We start from the raw sequence: 14,703 nt of genomic DNA, 5'->3' as shown, positions 1-14,703 counted from the left end.
AGCGGCTTGTCGAAAAGAAAGGCAAGGGCGGCAACCTGCTCGAAGTGCGCATGATCGCAAGCCCGATCATGAACGCCTCGGGCATTTCACCGCCGACAAGACCGTCACAAACGACCCGGCGAAGTCGGTGCTAAAACTCGCAATCGGCGACAAACTGTCGCTGGCGGCACGGCAGACGGCTTCGTCAGGCTGGCGGCAGCGTTCTTTGCCGAGATCGAACGCAAATACGTCGCGGTATAGCGCCAAACGCCGCGAATTCCGGCCACCAGGCGCAATTAATTCCACAATATGAGATGTCGCTCGCCGAGATAGTCCGAATTGCCAATCCCCGCACCGGCCGCGGCCGGTTGCCCGAGCCCCCCGTCATGATATCGTCCGGCGCAAATCGGCCGGTTGACCGAAAATTGGGAGGGGATCATGCGGAGCGTGAAAACGCTTGCCGTCGCGGTGTTGGCTGTGCTGGCGGCTTACGACGTTTCGCTCGCAGGCGAGCCGAAAGCGGGCGGCATCTTCAGGATCTATCACCGCGACAGTCCGGGCGGGGCCTCCATCCATGAAGGCGCGACTTATTCGCTCAACGTCCCCTTCATGCCTGTTTACAGCAACCTCGTCCTCTTCAATCAGCATATCGCCCAGAACAGCGTCGATACCATCGTCCCGGAACTCGCGGAGAGCTGGGCCTGGAGCACCGACAACAAGACCCTGACCTTCAGGCTCCGGCACGACGTCAAGTGGCATGACGGCAAGCCGTTCACATCCGCCGACGTCAAATGCACCTTCGACATGCTGATGGGCAAGTCGCCGCAGAAGTTCCGCCAGAATCCGCGCAAATCCTGGTACGAGCTGGTCAATGACGTGACCACCAACGGCGACTACGAGGCGTCGTTCAACCTGAAGCGGCCGGAACCGGCGCTGTTGTCGCTGCTCGCCTCGGGCTACACGCCGATCTATCCCTGCCACGTCTCGCCGGCCGAAATGCGCACCAGGCCGATCGGCACCGGCCCGTTCAAGTTCGTGGAGTTCAAGGCCAACGAGTCGATCAAGCTCGTGAAGAACCCGGATTACTTCAAGAAGGGCCTGCCCTATCTCGACGGCATCGACTTCACCATCATCCCGAACCGGTCGACCGCGATCCTCGGCTTCGTCTCCGGCAAGTTCGACATGACCTTCCCGACGGAAGTCTCGATCCCGCTGTTGAAGGACGTCAAAGCGCAGGCGCCGGATGCGGTGTGCGTGGTGGAGCCGAACAACGTCTCTACCAACATCATCGTCAATTCATCCTCGCCGCCGTTCGATAATATCGACATCCGCCGCGCGCTGGCGCTGGCGCTCGATCGCAAGGCCTTCATCCAGATCATGTTCGAGGGCCAGGGCGATATCGGCGGCACCATGGAGCCGGCGCCGGCCGGCCTGTGGGCGATGCCCAAGGAGATGCTGGAATCGATCCCCGGCTACGGCCCTGACATCAACGCCAACCGAGAAGAAGCGCGCAAATTGATGCAGAAGGCGGGCTACGGCCCCGACAAGCACCTGCAGATCAAGGTCTCCACGCGCAACATCCCGGTCTACCGCGATCCCGCCATCATCCTGATCGACCAGATCAAGAGCATCTATATCGACGGCGAACTCGACGTCGTCGACACCGCGCAATGGTTCCCGAAAGTGGCGCGCAAGGACTATGCGCTCGGGCTCAACCTGACCGGCAATGCGGTCGACGATCCCGACCAGTCGTTCTACGAAAACTATTCCTGCGGCTCGGAGCGGAACTACACCAATTACTGCAACAAGGACATCGAGAAGCTGTTCGATCAGCAATCGGCCGAAACCGACGTCAACAAGCGCAAGAAGCTGGTCTGGGAAATCGACAAGAAGCTGCAGGAGGACGTGGCGCGTCCGATCATCTTCCACGCCCGCACCGGCACCTGCTGGCAGCCCTATGTCAAGAACGTCACCATCATGTCCAATAGCTCCTATAATGGCTTTCGTTACGAAGACGTCTGGCTGGACAAGTAACGTCCATCGGCGCACAGGCTTCGAGGGCGGGTCAGGGAGAGCGGCCAAGTGTTCGGTTATATCGTGCGGCGCCTTGCCTTGATGCTCGTGACCCTGATCGGGATCTCGATCATCATCTTCGTGCTGCTGCGCGTCGTTCCCGGTAATATCGTCGATATCCTGTTCGACGCCGCGGGGTTCGTCGATCCCGCCGACAAGGCCAATCTGGAAAAGGAGCTGGGTCTCAGCGACCCGATCGTGGTGCAGTATCTGCACTGGATCGGCGGCCTGCTGCGCGGCGATCTCGGCTATTCCTATGTTTCGGAAAAGCCGGCGCTGGATGAAATCCTGCCGCGGATTCCGATCACCGCGCGGCTCGCCGGCCTGGCGCTGCTGTTCTCGGCATCGATCGGCATTCCCTTAGGCGTCATCAGCGCCGTCCGTCAGGGCACGCGGCTGGACTATGCCTTGCGCGTCGTCAGCCTCAGCGGGCTGTCGCTGCCGTCGTTCTGGCTCGGGCTGTTGATCCTGATGGCGTCGGTCTCGCTGTTCGGATCGATGCCGATCTTCAATCCGAACCCGAAAACCTGGACCGAGGCCATCGCGATCTATTGCGTGCCGGCAATGGCGGTGGGTTTTCGCAGCGCCGCGCTGACGATGCGCATCACGCGCTCCTCGATGCTCGAAATCCTGCGCCAGGATTACATCCGCACCGCGCGGGCCAAGGGCGCCTCCGAATCGTCGGTCAATTACCGCCATGCGCTGAAGAACGCCATCCTGCCCGTCATCACCGTGATCGGCATCGAGGCGGCGTTCCTGATCGGCGGACTGATCGTCACCGAAACCGTCTTCAACATTCCAGGCATCGCGCGGTTCCTGGTCGAGGCGCTGCGCTGGCGCGATTACCCGATCGTGCAGAACCTGGTGATGCTGATCGCCGTGGTCGTGGTGGTCGCCAATTTCACCGTCGACATGCTTTACGCCGTGATCGATCCGCGCATCCGGTATGGGGACTAGGAGACATCAACTTGGCCGTGGTCAACTACGATAGCGAGCTCCGACGCGCCGGCGCAGACGCCGCGCATGGTTGGCGCCGGCTGGCTTTCCTGGCGCAACGCCACATGCTCGGTACGATCGGCCTCATCATCATGGTGCTGTTCGTCTGGGTGGCACTCTCGGCCGACCTGATCAGCCGCTACGATCCGCTCAGCGTCGATTCCGCGCACCGTCTCGCTGCGCCCGACTGGCGTCACTGGCTGGGAACCGATTCATTCGGCCGCGACGTCTGGAGCCGCATCGTCCACGGCGCGCGCATTTCGCTGGCGGTCGGCATCGGCTCGACCACATTGGGCGCGTCGATCGGGGTGATCGTTGGTCTGACGTCGGGCTATCTGTCCGGCTGGGTCGATCTCGTGTTCCAGCGGGTGACCGATATTTTGCAGGCACTGCCGCTATTGGTGCTGGCGCTGGTGATGACCGCGGCGCTTGGACCTTCGCTGCCGAACGTTATTCTTGCGATCGCGATCCCGCTGATCCCGACAGTCGCCCGCGTGATTCGCGCCAACACGCTGGCGCTGCGCGAGCAACCCTTCGTGGAAGCCGCCAAATCGATCGGAATGAGCGAGGTGCGCATCGCGCTCCGCCACGTGCTGCCGAATACGCTGGCGCCGCTGATCGTGCTGGCGACTGCGCAGCTCGGTTCCACCATTCTCACCGAAGCCTCGCTGTCGTTTCTGGGGCTCGGCATTCCCGAGCCCTATCCGTCCTGGGGACGCATGCTGTCGGAATCGGCGGCGGAATATGTCCGCGTCGCGCCATGGCTGGTGATCTTCCCGGGGATCGCCATCAGCCTTGCGGTGTTCGGCACCAATCTGTTCGGCGATGCGCTGCGCGACATCCTCGACCCGAGGCAACGCGGCTGATGACCAAAGCGAAGACGGAAGACACGGTTCTCGACGTGAAGAACCTGCAGACAGTGTTCTTCACCAATTCGGGGCTCTTTAAAGCGGTCGACGACGTCTCCTTTACCGTCCGCCGTGGCGAAACGCTGGCGATCGTCGGCGAATCCGGCTGCGGAAAGAGCGTGAGCGCGCTGTCGATCATGCGGCTGGTGCCGGATCCGCCCGGCCGGATCGTCGGCGGCTCCGTGACGCTCGAAGGCACCGACCTGTTGAGCCTCGACGAGGCCGAGATGCGCAAGATTCGCGGTGACCGGATCTCGATGATCTTTCAGGAGCCGATGACCTCGCTCAACCCGGTGATGCGGATCGGCGACCAGATCACCGAGGCGGTCCAGTTGCACCGGTCGATGACGAACAAGGAAGCGTGGAAAAAGGCCGTCGAGATGCTGCGTCTGGTCCGGATTCCCGAACCGGAGCGGCGGGCGATTGAATATCCGCACCAGCTTTCCGGCGGCATGCGCCAGCGCGCCATGATCGCGATGGCGCTGGCATGCCGGCCGGCGCTGTTGATCGCGGACGAACCGACCACGGCGCTGGATGTGACGATCCAGGCCCAGATCCTGGCGCTGATCGTCGATCTGCAAAAAGAACTTGGCACCGGCCTGATCCTGATTACCCACGATCTCGGCGTGGTCGCGCAGACCGCGCAGCGCGTCATCGTGATGTATGCCGGCAAGAAGGTCGAGGAAGCCAGCGTCGAAGCGCTGTTCGAAAATCCGAGGCATCCCTACACCCGCGGCCTGATGGCCTCGATGCCGGCGGTGATCGGGCTCGGGGCAAAGACCGATGCGCGGCTGACCGAAATTCCCGGCATGGTGCCGTCATTGACCAACCTGCCGGTGGGCTGCGCTTTCGCGCCACGGTGCGCCATGGCGATCGATCGTTGCCATCAGGAATATCCGCCGCTGCAGGATTTTGGTGATCATCATCTTTCGGCGTGCTGGCGCGCCGCAGAACTGGTGGCGGCGCCATGACCGAGACACCTCCGCTGCTCGAGGTCACCGACCTCGTCAAACATTACGCGGTGCGCGGCGGCGTGCTGCGCCGTCGCGTCGGCACCGTGCATGCGGTCGATGGCGTCAGCTTTTCAGTGGGAACGGGCGAGACGCTCGGGCTGGTCGGCGAATCCGGCTGCGGCAAATCGACAGTGGCGCGGACCGTACTGCGGCTGGTCGAGCCGACCAGCGGCGCCATCAGACTGAACGGCCTGGACATCGCGCCGCTCAGCAAGGCGGAATTGCGGCCGCACCGGCGCTCGATGCAGATCGTGTTCCAGGATCCGTTCGCCTCCCTCAATCCACGCATGACCGCGGGCGATATCGTCGGCGAACCGCTCAGCGTGCACGGGCTGGCGTCGGGTCACGCGAAGCAGGAACGGGTGGCCGAGCTGTTCGCACAAGTCGGATTGCGGCCGGACCAGATGAAGAATTATCCGCATCAATTCTCCGGCGGACAGCGGCAACGCATCTGCATTGCACGGGCGCTGTCGCTCGGGCCGAGCCTGATCGTATGCGACGAGCCGGTCTCCGCACTCGACGTCTCGATCCAGGCGCAGGTGATCAATCTGTTGATCGACCTGCAGCGCAAGCACGGCTTCTCCTATCTGTTCATCGCGCACGATCTCGCGGTCGTCGCCCATATCAGCCACCGCGTCGCGGTGATGTATCTCGGCCGTATTGTCGAGATCGCGGACAAGACCGAACTGTTTGCCAACCCGCGGCATCCCTACACGCAGGCGCTGTTGGCATCGGTACCGGTCGCCGATCCCAAGGCCAAACGCCTCACCCCCATGATCGAGGGCGACGTGCCGAGCCCGATCAACCCGCCGTCGGGCTGCGCATTTCACACCCGCTGCCGCTATGTGATGGACCGCTGCAAGGCGGAACGGCCGGTGCTGGCGGAAGCCGGCACCGGGCACCGGGTGGCGTGCTGGCTCAATGAGGGGACGGGGCGGGCGGGGTAACACTATCGTCGTCCCGGCCTTGAGCCGGGACCCATATGTGGACGGCCCCCGTGGCACAAGAGCTTTTTGACGTGATCGGATCGCTTGCATCCATATGTCCGGCCTGTTGATGCGATCGGATTGATCGCTGGCCAAGATGGTTTGCGCGAGGCGAGTTCCAAACAACCTGGCGGCCTGCTAGCGGCCAATGGGTCCCACGGATTGTCTCGCATCGTTGATTGACCGATCGCTCCATCTGCTCTTGCAGCTCCGGGTCGGCCGGTGAGCGAACCCGCCGGCCGGCCAATCTGTTAAGCGGCGAATGCCGGGATGGCATTCATCCGTGCGGCATCGTAACTCTCGCCCGTCGCCATCAGCTTCCAGGCGATGCGGGCAACCTTGTTGGCGAGCGCCACGGCGGCCAGCTTTGGCGGCTTGCGCTTAAGCAGCGCGACCAGCCAGCGCGAGGGATGGCCGCGGCCGCGCCGAACCTGCTGGATCACCGAGGTCGCTCCCGCCACGAGCAAGCGGCGCAGGTCCTCGTCGCCGGCCCGCGTGATCTTGCCAAGCCTGGTTTTGCCGGCGGTCGAATGATCCTTGGGTGTGAGGCCCAGCCAGGCCGCAAAGTGCCGGCCGGAGCGGAACGCACGCGGATCGGGCGTCTTCATCACCAACCTCGTCGCAATGATCGGGCCGATCGAGGGGATCTGCGCCAAGCGCCGGCTGAGGGCATCAGCCCGGTGCCAGGCCACCAGCTTGGCCTCGATCTGCTTGAGTTCGGCTTGTAGCCGCGCATATTCGCGCCCCGGTACCGCAAACAGTTCGCGCGCCATTGCTGGCAGGCTCTCGTCCTGCGCAATCTGCGTCAACAGCGGCTCGATCTTGTCGAGGCCCTTGGGCGCGATCAGGCCAAACTCTGCCGCGTAGCCGCGGATCGTATTGCTCAGCTGGGTGCGCCGGGCGATCAGTCCATCGCGGATTCCCGTCAGCATCAGCGCAGCCTGTTGCTCGGCCGTCTTTACCGGCACAAACCGCATGCTCGGCCGGCTCATCGCTTCACACTGCCCTTCCGCATCCCGCCCGTCGTTCTTGTTCCGTGATATGTAGGGCTTCACCAACTGCGGGGCCATCAGCTTCACCTCATGCCCGAGTTTGGAAAGCTCCCGCGCCCAATATTGCGAAGCCCCGCAAGCCTCCATTCCGATCACGGTTGGTGGCAGGTTGGCAAAGAACTCCACCATTTGCTTGCGCGAAAGCCGCTTGCGCAATACCGGCTGCTCGGCGGCATCAACCCCATGCAGCTGAAAAATATGTTTCGACGTATCCATTCCAATGCGGATAATCTGCTTCACGGACGGCTCCCTTGTCTGAGATTTACAACAACCTCATTCTGGCACACTTGATGCCGTAGGGGGCCGTCCACCCCATCAACCACAGGTCTGCATTGTTGACACATGCTGTGGCGCCAGCTTTCGCAAAAACAAATATCGGTGGTTATGGGTCCCGGGTCGCGCTTCGCTTGCCCGGGACGACGCGTATGTTACGCCGCCGCCTCGATCTCGACCACGATCTTCCCCGTCGTCACCTGCTCGCCTTCCGCAACATCGATGGCCGCAATCGTGCCCGCTATGCCGGCCGTGTGTACATGCTCCATCTTCATCGCTTCCAGCGTCATCACCGGTTGACCAGCCGCGACCTTCTCACCCGGCTTGACCAGCACCGCGACGACGCGGCCGTTCATCGCCGCGCGGACTTTGCCGTCACCGCCGTTCGAAACCGCGGAGACCGGCGCGGCCAGCGTCAGGTCGCGCACCCTGAGCGTGAGGCCCCGGTGCAGGATATAGAGGCGATCTCCGTCGCGCAGAAACCTTGCCGATTCCATCACGCCGCTACTGTCGAAGCGGATGCTGTCGCGGCCGAGCCCATCGATCTCGAACCGGTGCACGTGGCCGTTGAGGCTCGCGGTGTAGCTCCCATCGCGTTCGCGCACGACTTCGACTTCCTGCACGCTTTTGCCCAGGTCGATGCGCGCAGCGATCGGGAATGTCGCCGCCAGGCTGCGTCCGCTTCGCCATGGTGGCGCGTGCGGATTGGTCACATAGAGCAGCAGCGCCGCCAGCGCGGCCTCGAAATGTTCCTCCGCCTGCGGCGCCAGCAGATGGTCGCGATGCTGGCCGATGAACGCCGTGGTCGCTTCGCCCGCGGCAAAGCTGGGATGGCGCAGGCAGGAGATCAGAAAAGACTGGTTGGTGGTGACGCCAAACGCCACGGTCTGCTCTAGGCCGGAGATCAGCTTGCCGCGCGCCTCGTTGCGATCAGCGCCAAAACTGATGATCTTGGCGATCATCGAATCGTAGAACGGCGGAATTTCCGAACCGTATTGCAGCGCGTGCTCGACGCGAATCCCGTCCGGCATCTGCCACAACGCCATATTGCCGGACTGCGGCATGAAATCGTGCCCGGCGTCTTCCGAGCATAGCCGCACCTCGATTGCGTGGCCGGAGAATTTGACGTCCTCCTGCGTGAGCCCGAGCGGCTCGCCGCTGGCGATACGCAACTGCAATTCGACCAGATCGAGCCCGGTGATCGCCTCGGTGACGGGATGCTCGACCTGCAGCCGCGTGTTCATTTCCATGAAGTAGAATTCGCCGCTTTGATCGAGCAGGAATTCCAGAGTGCCGGCGCCTTCATAACCGATCGACTTCACCGCGGCGACCGCGACCGCGCCCATCCGCGCCCGTAATTTCGGCGTAACCGCCGGCGACAGCGCTTCCTCGATCAGTTTCTGGTGCCGCCGCTGCACCGAGCAATCGCGTTCGCCGAGATGGACGGCGTTGCGGTAGCGGTCGCCGAACACCTGGATCTCGATGTGGCGGGGATCGACGATGGCGCGCTCCAGGATGACGCTGGGATCGCCGAATGCGCCCTGCGCTTCGGATCGCGCGCTGCGCAGGGCATCCGGAAACGCCGCGGCATCCGCGACCAGCCGCATGCCGCGCCCGCCGCCGCCGGCGACGGCCTTGATCATCACAGGGAAGCCGATCTTGTTCGCTTCCGCCAGCATCACCGCGTCGCTCTGGTCGGCGCCCTGATAGCCGGGCACGCAGGGCACGCCGGCATCTCGCATGATGTTCTTGGCGCCGGCTTTGTTGCCCATCGCCCTGATCGATTCCGGCGACGGCCCGATGAAGACGAGGCCCGCGTCGCGGCAGGCTTGCGCAAAATCCTCGTTCTCGGCGAGGAAGCCATAGCCGGGGTGCACGGCGCTGGCGCCTGATGCCTTCGCGGCGGCGATGATCGCATCGATCCGCAGATAGGATTGCGACGGCAGCGCCTCGCCGATCCGCACCGCCTGGTCGGCTTCGCGCACATGCAACGCGTCGCGATCGGCATCGGAATAGACCGCGACCACGCCATAACCGAGCCGGCGCGCCGTGCGCATGATCCGCAGCGCGATCTCGCCGCGGTTGGCGATCAGGATTTTGTGGAACGGCGTCTGCTTCATGGTCGCATCGCTCATGGCCGCGCCACCGAGAATTGCATGCGCTGTGGCGTCCGCGTCTCGGCCTCGCGGCAGATCGCCAGCACTTCGGACAAGATGCTGCGGGTATCGCGCGGATCGATGACGCCGTCGTCAAGCACGCGCGCACTGGTCGAGAACACATCCATCTGGCCGTCGAAAACGCCCGTGATCTGCGCCTTCATCGCCTCCAGCTTCTCTTTTTCAATGGGCTTGCCGCGCCTCGCGGCGGCGGCCTCGGTCACGATCGCCATGGTTTCGGCGGCCTGCTCGCCGCCCATCACGGCGGTCTTGGCGTTCGGCCAGGAAAAGCAGAAGCGTGGATGGAAGCCGCGGCCGCACATGCCGTAATTGCCGGCGCCGAACGAGGCGCCGCAGTAGATCGTGATCTGCGGCACCGTCGCCGAGGTCACCGCCTGGATCATCTTGGAGCCGTGCTTGATCATGCCGGCCTCTTCATAGGCCTTGCCGACCATGTAGCCAGTGGTGTTGTTGAGATAGAGCAGCGGCGTACGCGACTGGCAGCAGGCCTGGATGAAATGCGTCGCCTTGTTGGCGCCGGGCACATCGAGCGGGCCGTTATTGGTGATGATGCCGATCGCCTGGCCCTCGATGCGGGCGTGGCCGCAGACCGTGGCGGGGCCGTAATTGGCGCCGAATTCGGTAAAGTCGGAATCGTCGATGAAGCGTGCGATCGCCTGGCGCATATCGACGGGACGCTTGTGATCCATCGGCATGACACCGAGCAATTCTTCGGCGTCGTAGCGCGGTGGCTTGAACGAGTCTTGCAGCGGCTTCGGCCGGTCCCATTCCAGATTGGCCATGATGTCGCGCGCAATCCGCAGCGCGTCGCGGTCGTCCTCCGCCAAATAGTCGCCGAGGCCGGAAATCGAGGTGTGCATCTCGGCGCCGCCGAGTTCTTCCTCGGTCGCGATCTCGCCGGTCGCGGCTTTCAACAGCGGCGGCCCGGCGAGGAAGGCGCGGGTGCGGCCGCGCACCATCACGATGTAATCGGAGAGCCCGGTCTGGTAAGCGCCGCCCGCGGTCGAGGATCCGTGCGTCACCGTGACGACGGGCAGGCCCGCCGCCGACAACCGCGCCAGATTGCGAAAAATGTTGCCACCGCGGATAAAATCCTCGACGCGATAGCGCAACAGATTGGCGCCGGCGCTTTCGACCAGCTGCACGTAAGGCAGCTTGTTCTCCAGCGCCAGTTCCTGCACCCGCAAGGTCTTGTCGAGGCCGTAAGGCTGCAGCGCCCCGGCGTCGATGCCGGAATCGTTGGCGCTGACCATGCAGCGGATGCCGGAGACGAAACCGATGCCGGCAATCGCGCCGCCGCCCGGGATGCTCTTGTCGGCGTCGGGCACGTCGAACATGTAACCGGCCAGCGTCGACAGCTCGATGAAGGGCGCGCCGGGATCGAGCACCAGCGCCACGCGTTCGCGCGGCAGCAACTGGCCGCGCTTGTGAAAGCGGTCCTTGGCCGCGGCCGAGGCGGCGCGGGTGCGCTCTTCGAGGCCGCGCATCCGCGCGACCAGCGCCAGCATGCCGTCGCGGTTGGCCTTGTAGCCGGCGCTGCCGGTGGCGATGCTATTTTCGATTATGGCCATAAATACCTATCCTCGTCATTCCGGGGCGCGCGCAGCGCGAGCCCGGAATCCATACTCATTATCGTGGTTATGGATTCCGGGCCTGCGCCCAAGAGGGCGCATCTACGATGCGCAATTGCGCATCGGAGAATGACGGTGGGGGGTGTTGGCCATCATCACGCACTCTTCTTCTCTGCAAAATGTTCGGCAAAAGCCTGCCGCAGTTCTACCTTCCGCAGCTTGCCCGTCGCGGTCATCGGCATTTCATCCAGTATCTTGATGAACTTCGGCACCTGAAAACCGCCAAGATGTTTGCGGCAATGCTCGGCAATTCCGGCTTCGTCGGCCTGCGCGCCCGGCTTCAGCTTGACGAAAGCGGAGACCGCCTCGCCCCATTGCGGATGCGGCAGGCCGACCACGGCGGCATTCTGCACGGCGGGATGCGCCAGCAGCGTCTCCTCGATCTTGACGGAGGCGACATTCTCGCCGCCGGACTTGATCATGTCCTTCTTGCGGTCGAGGAACAGCACCTCGCCATTCTCATCGATCAGCGCGAGATCGCCGGTGTGATGCCAGCCGAATTTGCGCGCCTCTTCGGTGGCCTTCGGGTCCTTGTAATAGCCCATCATCACGTTGGGGCCGCGGTGCACGAGCTCGCCGGCCTGGCCGCGCGGCAGCAGATTGCCGGCATCGTCCATGATCGCGGTCTCGTTGACGATCAGCGATTCGCCCCAGTAATTGCCGAAGCGCGTGAGCTGCACCTCGGGCCGCGACATCGTGGTCGCCGGATACATCTCGGTCTGGCCGCTCGAGAGCACGAAGTTCGGGCAGAGATCGGCGATCGCGCGTTCCAGCAGCGGGCGGCCCATCGGCGCCATGGTGTAGATGCAGGTCTTCAGCCCCGAGAGGTCGTATTCCCGGCGGCGCGGGTGATCGAGGATCGCCTGATACATCAGCGACAGCCCGACGAACACGGTGAGCTTATCGCGCACGATGGCTTCCATACAGACCACGGGGTCGAAGCCGCGCATCAGCGCCATGCGGCCGCCGACCGAGAGATAGCTCAGCAGCAGCACATGGCCGGCGCAGTGGAACAGCGGGAATTGCCCGGTGATGCCGTCGTCGCGCCCGAGCTGCATCTCGATGCAATTGCTCATGACCGCCATCACGACGGCAAGGTGACAGTGCATCGCGCCTTTCGGGCGCGACGTGGTGCCGGAGGTATAGATGATCATCGCGAGATCGCGGTCGTCGAAATCGATCTCGGGCTCGATATCCGACTGGCCGTTGATGAGATCGTTGAAACTCTCCAACCCGGCTTTGGCGGCGTTGCCGGTCAGATCGACCGCGATCAGATCGATGCCGCGCTTTTCCAGCGCGGCGCGGCGGTCAGCCTGCGCGTGCAGATTATCGTCGATCAGCGCGAACCGCACCTCGGCGTGTCCGAGGATGTAGTCCATGTCGGCTGGACCGAGCATGGTGTTGATGGGCACCCAGACCAGACCCGCGCGATGGATGCCGAACAGCGCTTTGACGAACTCGACCGAGTTGTTGCAGATCGTCGAGATCTTTTCGCCCGGCTTTAGCCCGCGCCGCACCAGATAATTGGCGAAGCGGTTGGCGTCGCGCTCCAGCTCGGTGAAGGTGACGCGCCGCGCGCCGTCGGTGACGGCAACGCGATCGGGAAACCGCGCCGCCGCGCGTTTCAGGAGATCGCCGATCGCGACCCGGCCGATGCGGCCCGGACCGGGGACGCCGCCGGTGGCTGCGAGGTTGGTCATGCTGTCTCCGTTTCGCTCGGCCGTCATTCCGGGATGGTCCGGAGGACCAGACCCGGAATCTCGAGATTCCGGGTTCACGCTTCGCGTGCCCCGGAATGACAACTCAATGCCTGACCCCAAAAATCTGCCGCGCTTCCGCCGGGCTCGCGATCTCGCGGCCCGCCTTGCGCGCGCACGCTGCGATCGCCTCGATCAACTGCCCGTTCGACGTCACCTTGGTGCCGTCGGCGAGATAGAAGGTGTCCTCCAGACCGGTGCGCAGATGGCCGCCGAGATCGGCGCAGCGCTGATGCAGCGGCCAGATTTCGGCGCGCCCGATCGCGGTGACCTGCCAATGTGCTTCCGGCAGTTTGAGCTTCAAGAGGATCGGCAGCAATTCCGGATCGGCCGGCATGCCGGAGGCGACGCCCATCACAAAATTATATTCCAGCGGACCGGAATACATGCCGGTCTGCCGGTACATGCCGACGCAGCGGACGATACCGACGTCGAAGCATTCGAATTCCGGAATCGTGTCCGCCGCCTTCATCACGTCGAGATAGTCCTGCACCTTCTCGACCGCGTTATCGAACATCATCGGCGGCCAGGCCCAGGTGTTGTCGGCCTTCACTTTCAGATAATTCAGCGAGCCGGCGTTGCAGGCCGCCATCTCCGGTTTGGTCTCGCGCACGCAATCGAGCGCTCCGGAATAGTTCGGCCCCGAGGTGCCGGTGGTGTGATTGATGATGACGCCCGGGCAAGCCTCGCGGATCGCCTGCTGGATCTCCCGGCTGACGCTGACCTCCCACGACGGCAGATGGCCCTTGTTCGGTTCCTGCTGGCGCAGATGGATATGCATGACGCTGGCGCCGGCGTCGAAGGCGGCCCTCGCCTCGCGCGCCATCTGTTCCGGCGTGACGGGAACGTGGTGCTGCTTGGGATCGGTCAGCACGCCGTTCAGCGCGCAGGTAATGACGGCCTTTTCGCTCATGAAATTCCTTCGATCTGCTCGTGTCTTGTCGCAAAACAGGAACGAGGATCATGCGTCCGGCGCTAGCCGGCTTCTTGCGTCCACGCGCTATCGGCGCCAATGCGGCCGCTGTGGTAGATCGCCAGATCGCGCGAGCCGGAAAAGATCGCGCGCGGCTTCAAGCCGTAAAACCTTCGGATCGAGTGGCTGAAATGCGTGGAGTCGGGATAGCCGATATCCTGCGCGAGATGCGCAAGGTTGATGTCCTGGTTGGCGAAGTGCAGCAAATGCCGCGCCCGCTTCCAGGCCCGGAACGAGCGGAACGAGATCCCGGTCTCTTCCTTGAACAGATGCAGGAAGCGCGACGGCGATAATCCTGCTTCGGTCGCACAGCTTGCCGCGGTCACCGGCTCGCCGTCAAATTTGCCGATCTGCGCGATCGAGCGCACCACGCGCGGATCGAGCGCGCGCTGCGATAGTGCCTCGCCGAAACACATGGTGTCGAATTCGGCGTTCGACAGGTCGTCGCTGTATTGCCGATCCCGCAGCGCCGCATAGGCACCGCGAATCCGGTCGGCAAGCAGATGGCGTTCCGGACCCGTAAGCCGCGCATCGAGCGCATCGAGCGCGCCGGCGCGGACGCTTTCAGGCTCGATGGCGACGCAGATCGCCGAGCGATAGACGCTGGCGATGGTGTGGCGCTGATTTGGTGTGGTGACGGCAAGCTCGCCATGGCTCTCGCGACCGGCCGCGGTGGTGAGGCAGAGGCCGCCCTTGATCGCGACATAGACGTGAAAGGCCCCCGGACAGCGCTCGCGCGGACGGCCGAGCAGCCCCGCGTAAAACACGCGATCGGGGGTGATCAGCATCAGATGGCCGGAAACATGGCCCTTGGCGTCCATGACAGATCCTCCTCGCGCGGCTCTTTGGCCGCTGCGCGGGGCAACCATAGCGCAAATTCGGCGG

11 protein-coding genes are annotated in these 14,703 nt (G+C 63.6%); 5 read left to right on the top strand and 6 right to left on the bottom strand.

All coding sequences use genetic code 11. The features are described 5' to 3' along the window. Positions 1 to 417: 417 nt before the first annotated feature. Genes NL528_RS03605 through NL528_RS03585 form a run of 5 tightly spaced genes read left to right on the top strand, consistent with a single transcriptional unit; the run spans position 418 to position 5,916 of the window. Positions 418 to 2,013, top strand: a complete 1,596-nt coding sequence (locus tag NL528_RS03605) for an ABC transporter substrate-binding protein (protein WP_309181350.1) — start codon at positions 418 to 420, stop codon at positions 2,011 to 2,013. 48 nt (positions 2,014 to 2,061) lie between these two features. After that, positions 2,062 to 3,009 carry an ABC transporter permease gene (locus NL528_RS03600; RefSeq protein WP_074271587.1) on the top strand — a complete coding sequence of 316 codons (948 nt, stop codon included), beginning with the start codon at positions 2,062 to 2,064 and terminating at the stop codon, positions 3,007 to 3,009. An 11-nt stretch (positions 3,010 to 3,020) separates the two neighbouring features. After that, positions 3,021 to 3,914: an ABC transporter permease gene (locus NL528_RS03595; protein ID WP_309181349.1), complete on the top strand. Its 894-nt coding sequence runs from the start codon at positions 3,021 to 3,023 to the stop codon at positions 3,912 to 3,914. Next, positions 3,914 to 4,927 carry an ABC transporter ATP-binding protein gene (locus NL528_RS03590; RefSeq protein ID WP_309181348.1) on the top strand — a complete coding sequence of 338 codons (1,014 nt, stop codon included), beginning with the start codon at positions 3,914 to 3,916 and terminating at the stop codon, positions 4,925 to 4,927. Before NL528_RS03595 ends, NL528_RS03590 begins: the two co-directional genes overlap by 1 nt. Next, the gene (locus NL528_RS03585; protein WP_309181347.1) at positions 4,924 to 5,916 is read left to right on the top strand and encodes a dipeptide ABC transporter ATP-binding protein; all 993 of its coding nucleotides are present in this window, start codon (positions 4,924 to 4,926) and stop codon (positions 5,914 to 5,916) included. The genes NL528_RS03590 and NL528_RS03585 overlap by 4 nt, the downstream gene beginning before the upstream one ends. A gap of 290 nt (positions 5,917 to 6,206) precedes the next feature. Here the strand turns inward: NL528_RS03585 and NL528_RS03580 are convergent, their stop codons facing one another. From NL528_RS03580 to NL528_RS03555, 6 genes are all read right to left on the bottom strand, one after another. Further along, positions 6,207 to 7,247: an IS110 family transposase gene (locus tag NL528_RS03580; protein ID WP_309180212.1), complete on the bottom strand. Its 1,041-nt coding sequence runs from the start codon at positions 7,245 to 7,247 to the stop codon at positions 6,207 to 6,209. A gap of 188 nt (positions 7,248 to 7,435) precedes the next feature. Continuing rightward, on the bottom strand, positions 7,436 to 9,415 hold the full coding sequence (locus tag NL528_RS03575; RefSeq protein ID WP_309181346.1) for an acetyl-CoA carboxylase biotin carboxylase subunit: 1,980 nt from the start codon (positions 9,413 to 9,415) through the stop codon (positions 7,436 to 7,438). Beyond that, a complete protein-coding gene (locus NL528_RS03570) occupies positions 9,412 to 11,028 on the bottom strand; it encodes a carboxyl transferase domain-containing protein (RefSeq protein ID WP_309181345.1) in 1,617 nt (538 codons plus the stop codon). Before NL528_RS03570 ends, NL528_RS03575 begins: the two co-directional genes overlap by 4 nt. Positions 11,029 to 11,183: 155 nt before the next feature. After that, positions 11,184 to 12,788 carry an AMP-binding protein gene (locus tag NL528_RS03565; protein WP_309181344.1) on the bottom strand — a complete coding sequence of 535 codons (1,605 nt, stop codon included), beginning with the start codon at positions 12,786 to 12,788 and terminating at the stop codon, positions 11,184 to 11,186. A gap of 103 nt (positions 12,789 to 12,891) precedes the next feature. After that, positions 12,892 to 13,758, bottom strand: a complete 867-nt coding sequence (locus NL528_RS03560) for a 3-keto-5-aminohexanoate cleavage protein (protein WP_309181343.1) — start codon at positions 13,756 to 13,758, stop codon at positions 12,892 to 12,894. Positions 13,759 to 13,820: 62 nt separating this feature from the next. Beyond that, positions 13,821 to 14,639, bottom strand: coding sequence for a helix-turn-helix domain-containing protein (locus NL528_RS03555; RefSeq protein WP_309181342.1), 819 nt, complete (start codon positions 14,637 to 14,639; stop codon positions 13,821 to 13,823). Positions 14,640 to 14,703: the final 64 nt, after the last annotated feature.

This window comes from Bradyrhizobium sp. Ash2021, assembly GCF_031202265.1.
Lineage (GTDB): Bacteria > Pseudomonadota > Alphaproteobacteria > Rhizobiales > Xanthobacteraceae > Bradyrhizobium.
Note: the sequence above shows the minus strand (reverse complement) of the source record. Positions and strands in the feature narration are given on the sequence as shown.

Excerpts from the sequence above, each read along its gene's own strand:
- NL528_RS03605 (WP_309181350.1), top strand. The coding sequence starts at position 418 with ATGCGGAGCGTGAAAACGCTTGCCGTCGCGGTGTTGGCTGTGCTGGCG.
- NL528_RS03590 (WP_309181348.1), top strand. The coding sequence starts at position 3,914 with ATGACCAAAGCGAAGACGGAAGACACGGTTCTCGACGTGAAGAACCTG.
- NL528_RS03585 (WP_309181347.1), top strand. The coding sequence starts at position 4,924 with ATGACCGAGACACCTCCGCTGCTCGAGGTCACCGACCTCGTCAAACAT.
- NL528_RS03575 (WP_309181346.1), bottom strand. The coding sequence starts at position 9,415 with ATGAGCGATGCGACCATGAAGCAGACGCCGTTCCACAAAATCCTGATC.
- NL528_RS03570 (WP_309181345.1), bottom strand. The coding sequence starts at position 11,028 with ATGGCCATAATCGAAAATAGCATCGCCACCGGCAGCGCCGGCTACAAG.
- NL528_RS03565 (WP_309181344.1), bottom strand. The coding sequence starts at position 12,788 with ATGACCAACCTCGCAGCCACCGGCGGCGTCCCCGGTCCGGGCCGCATC.
- NL528_RS03560 (WP_309181343.1), bottom strand. The coding sequence starts at position 13,758 with ATGAGCGAAAAGGCCGTCATTACCTGCGCGCTGAACGGCGTGCTGACC.
- NL528_RS03555 (WP_309181342.1), bottom strand. The coding sequence starts at position 14,639 with ATGGACGCCAAGGGCCATGTTTCCGGCCATCTGATGCTGATCACCCCC.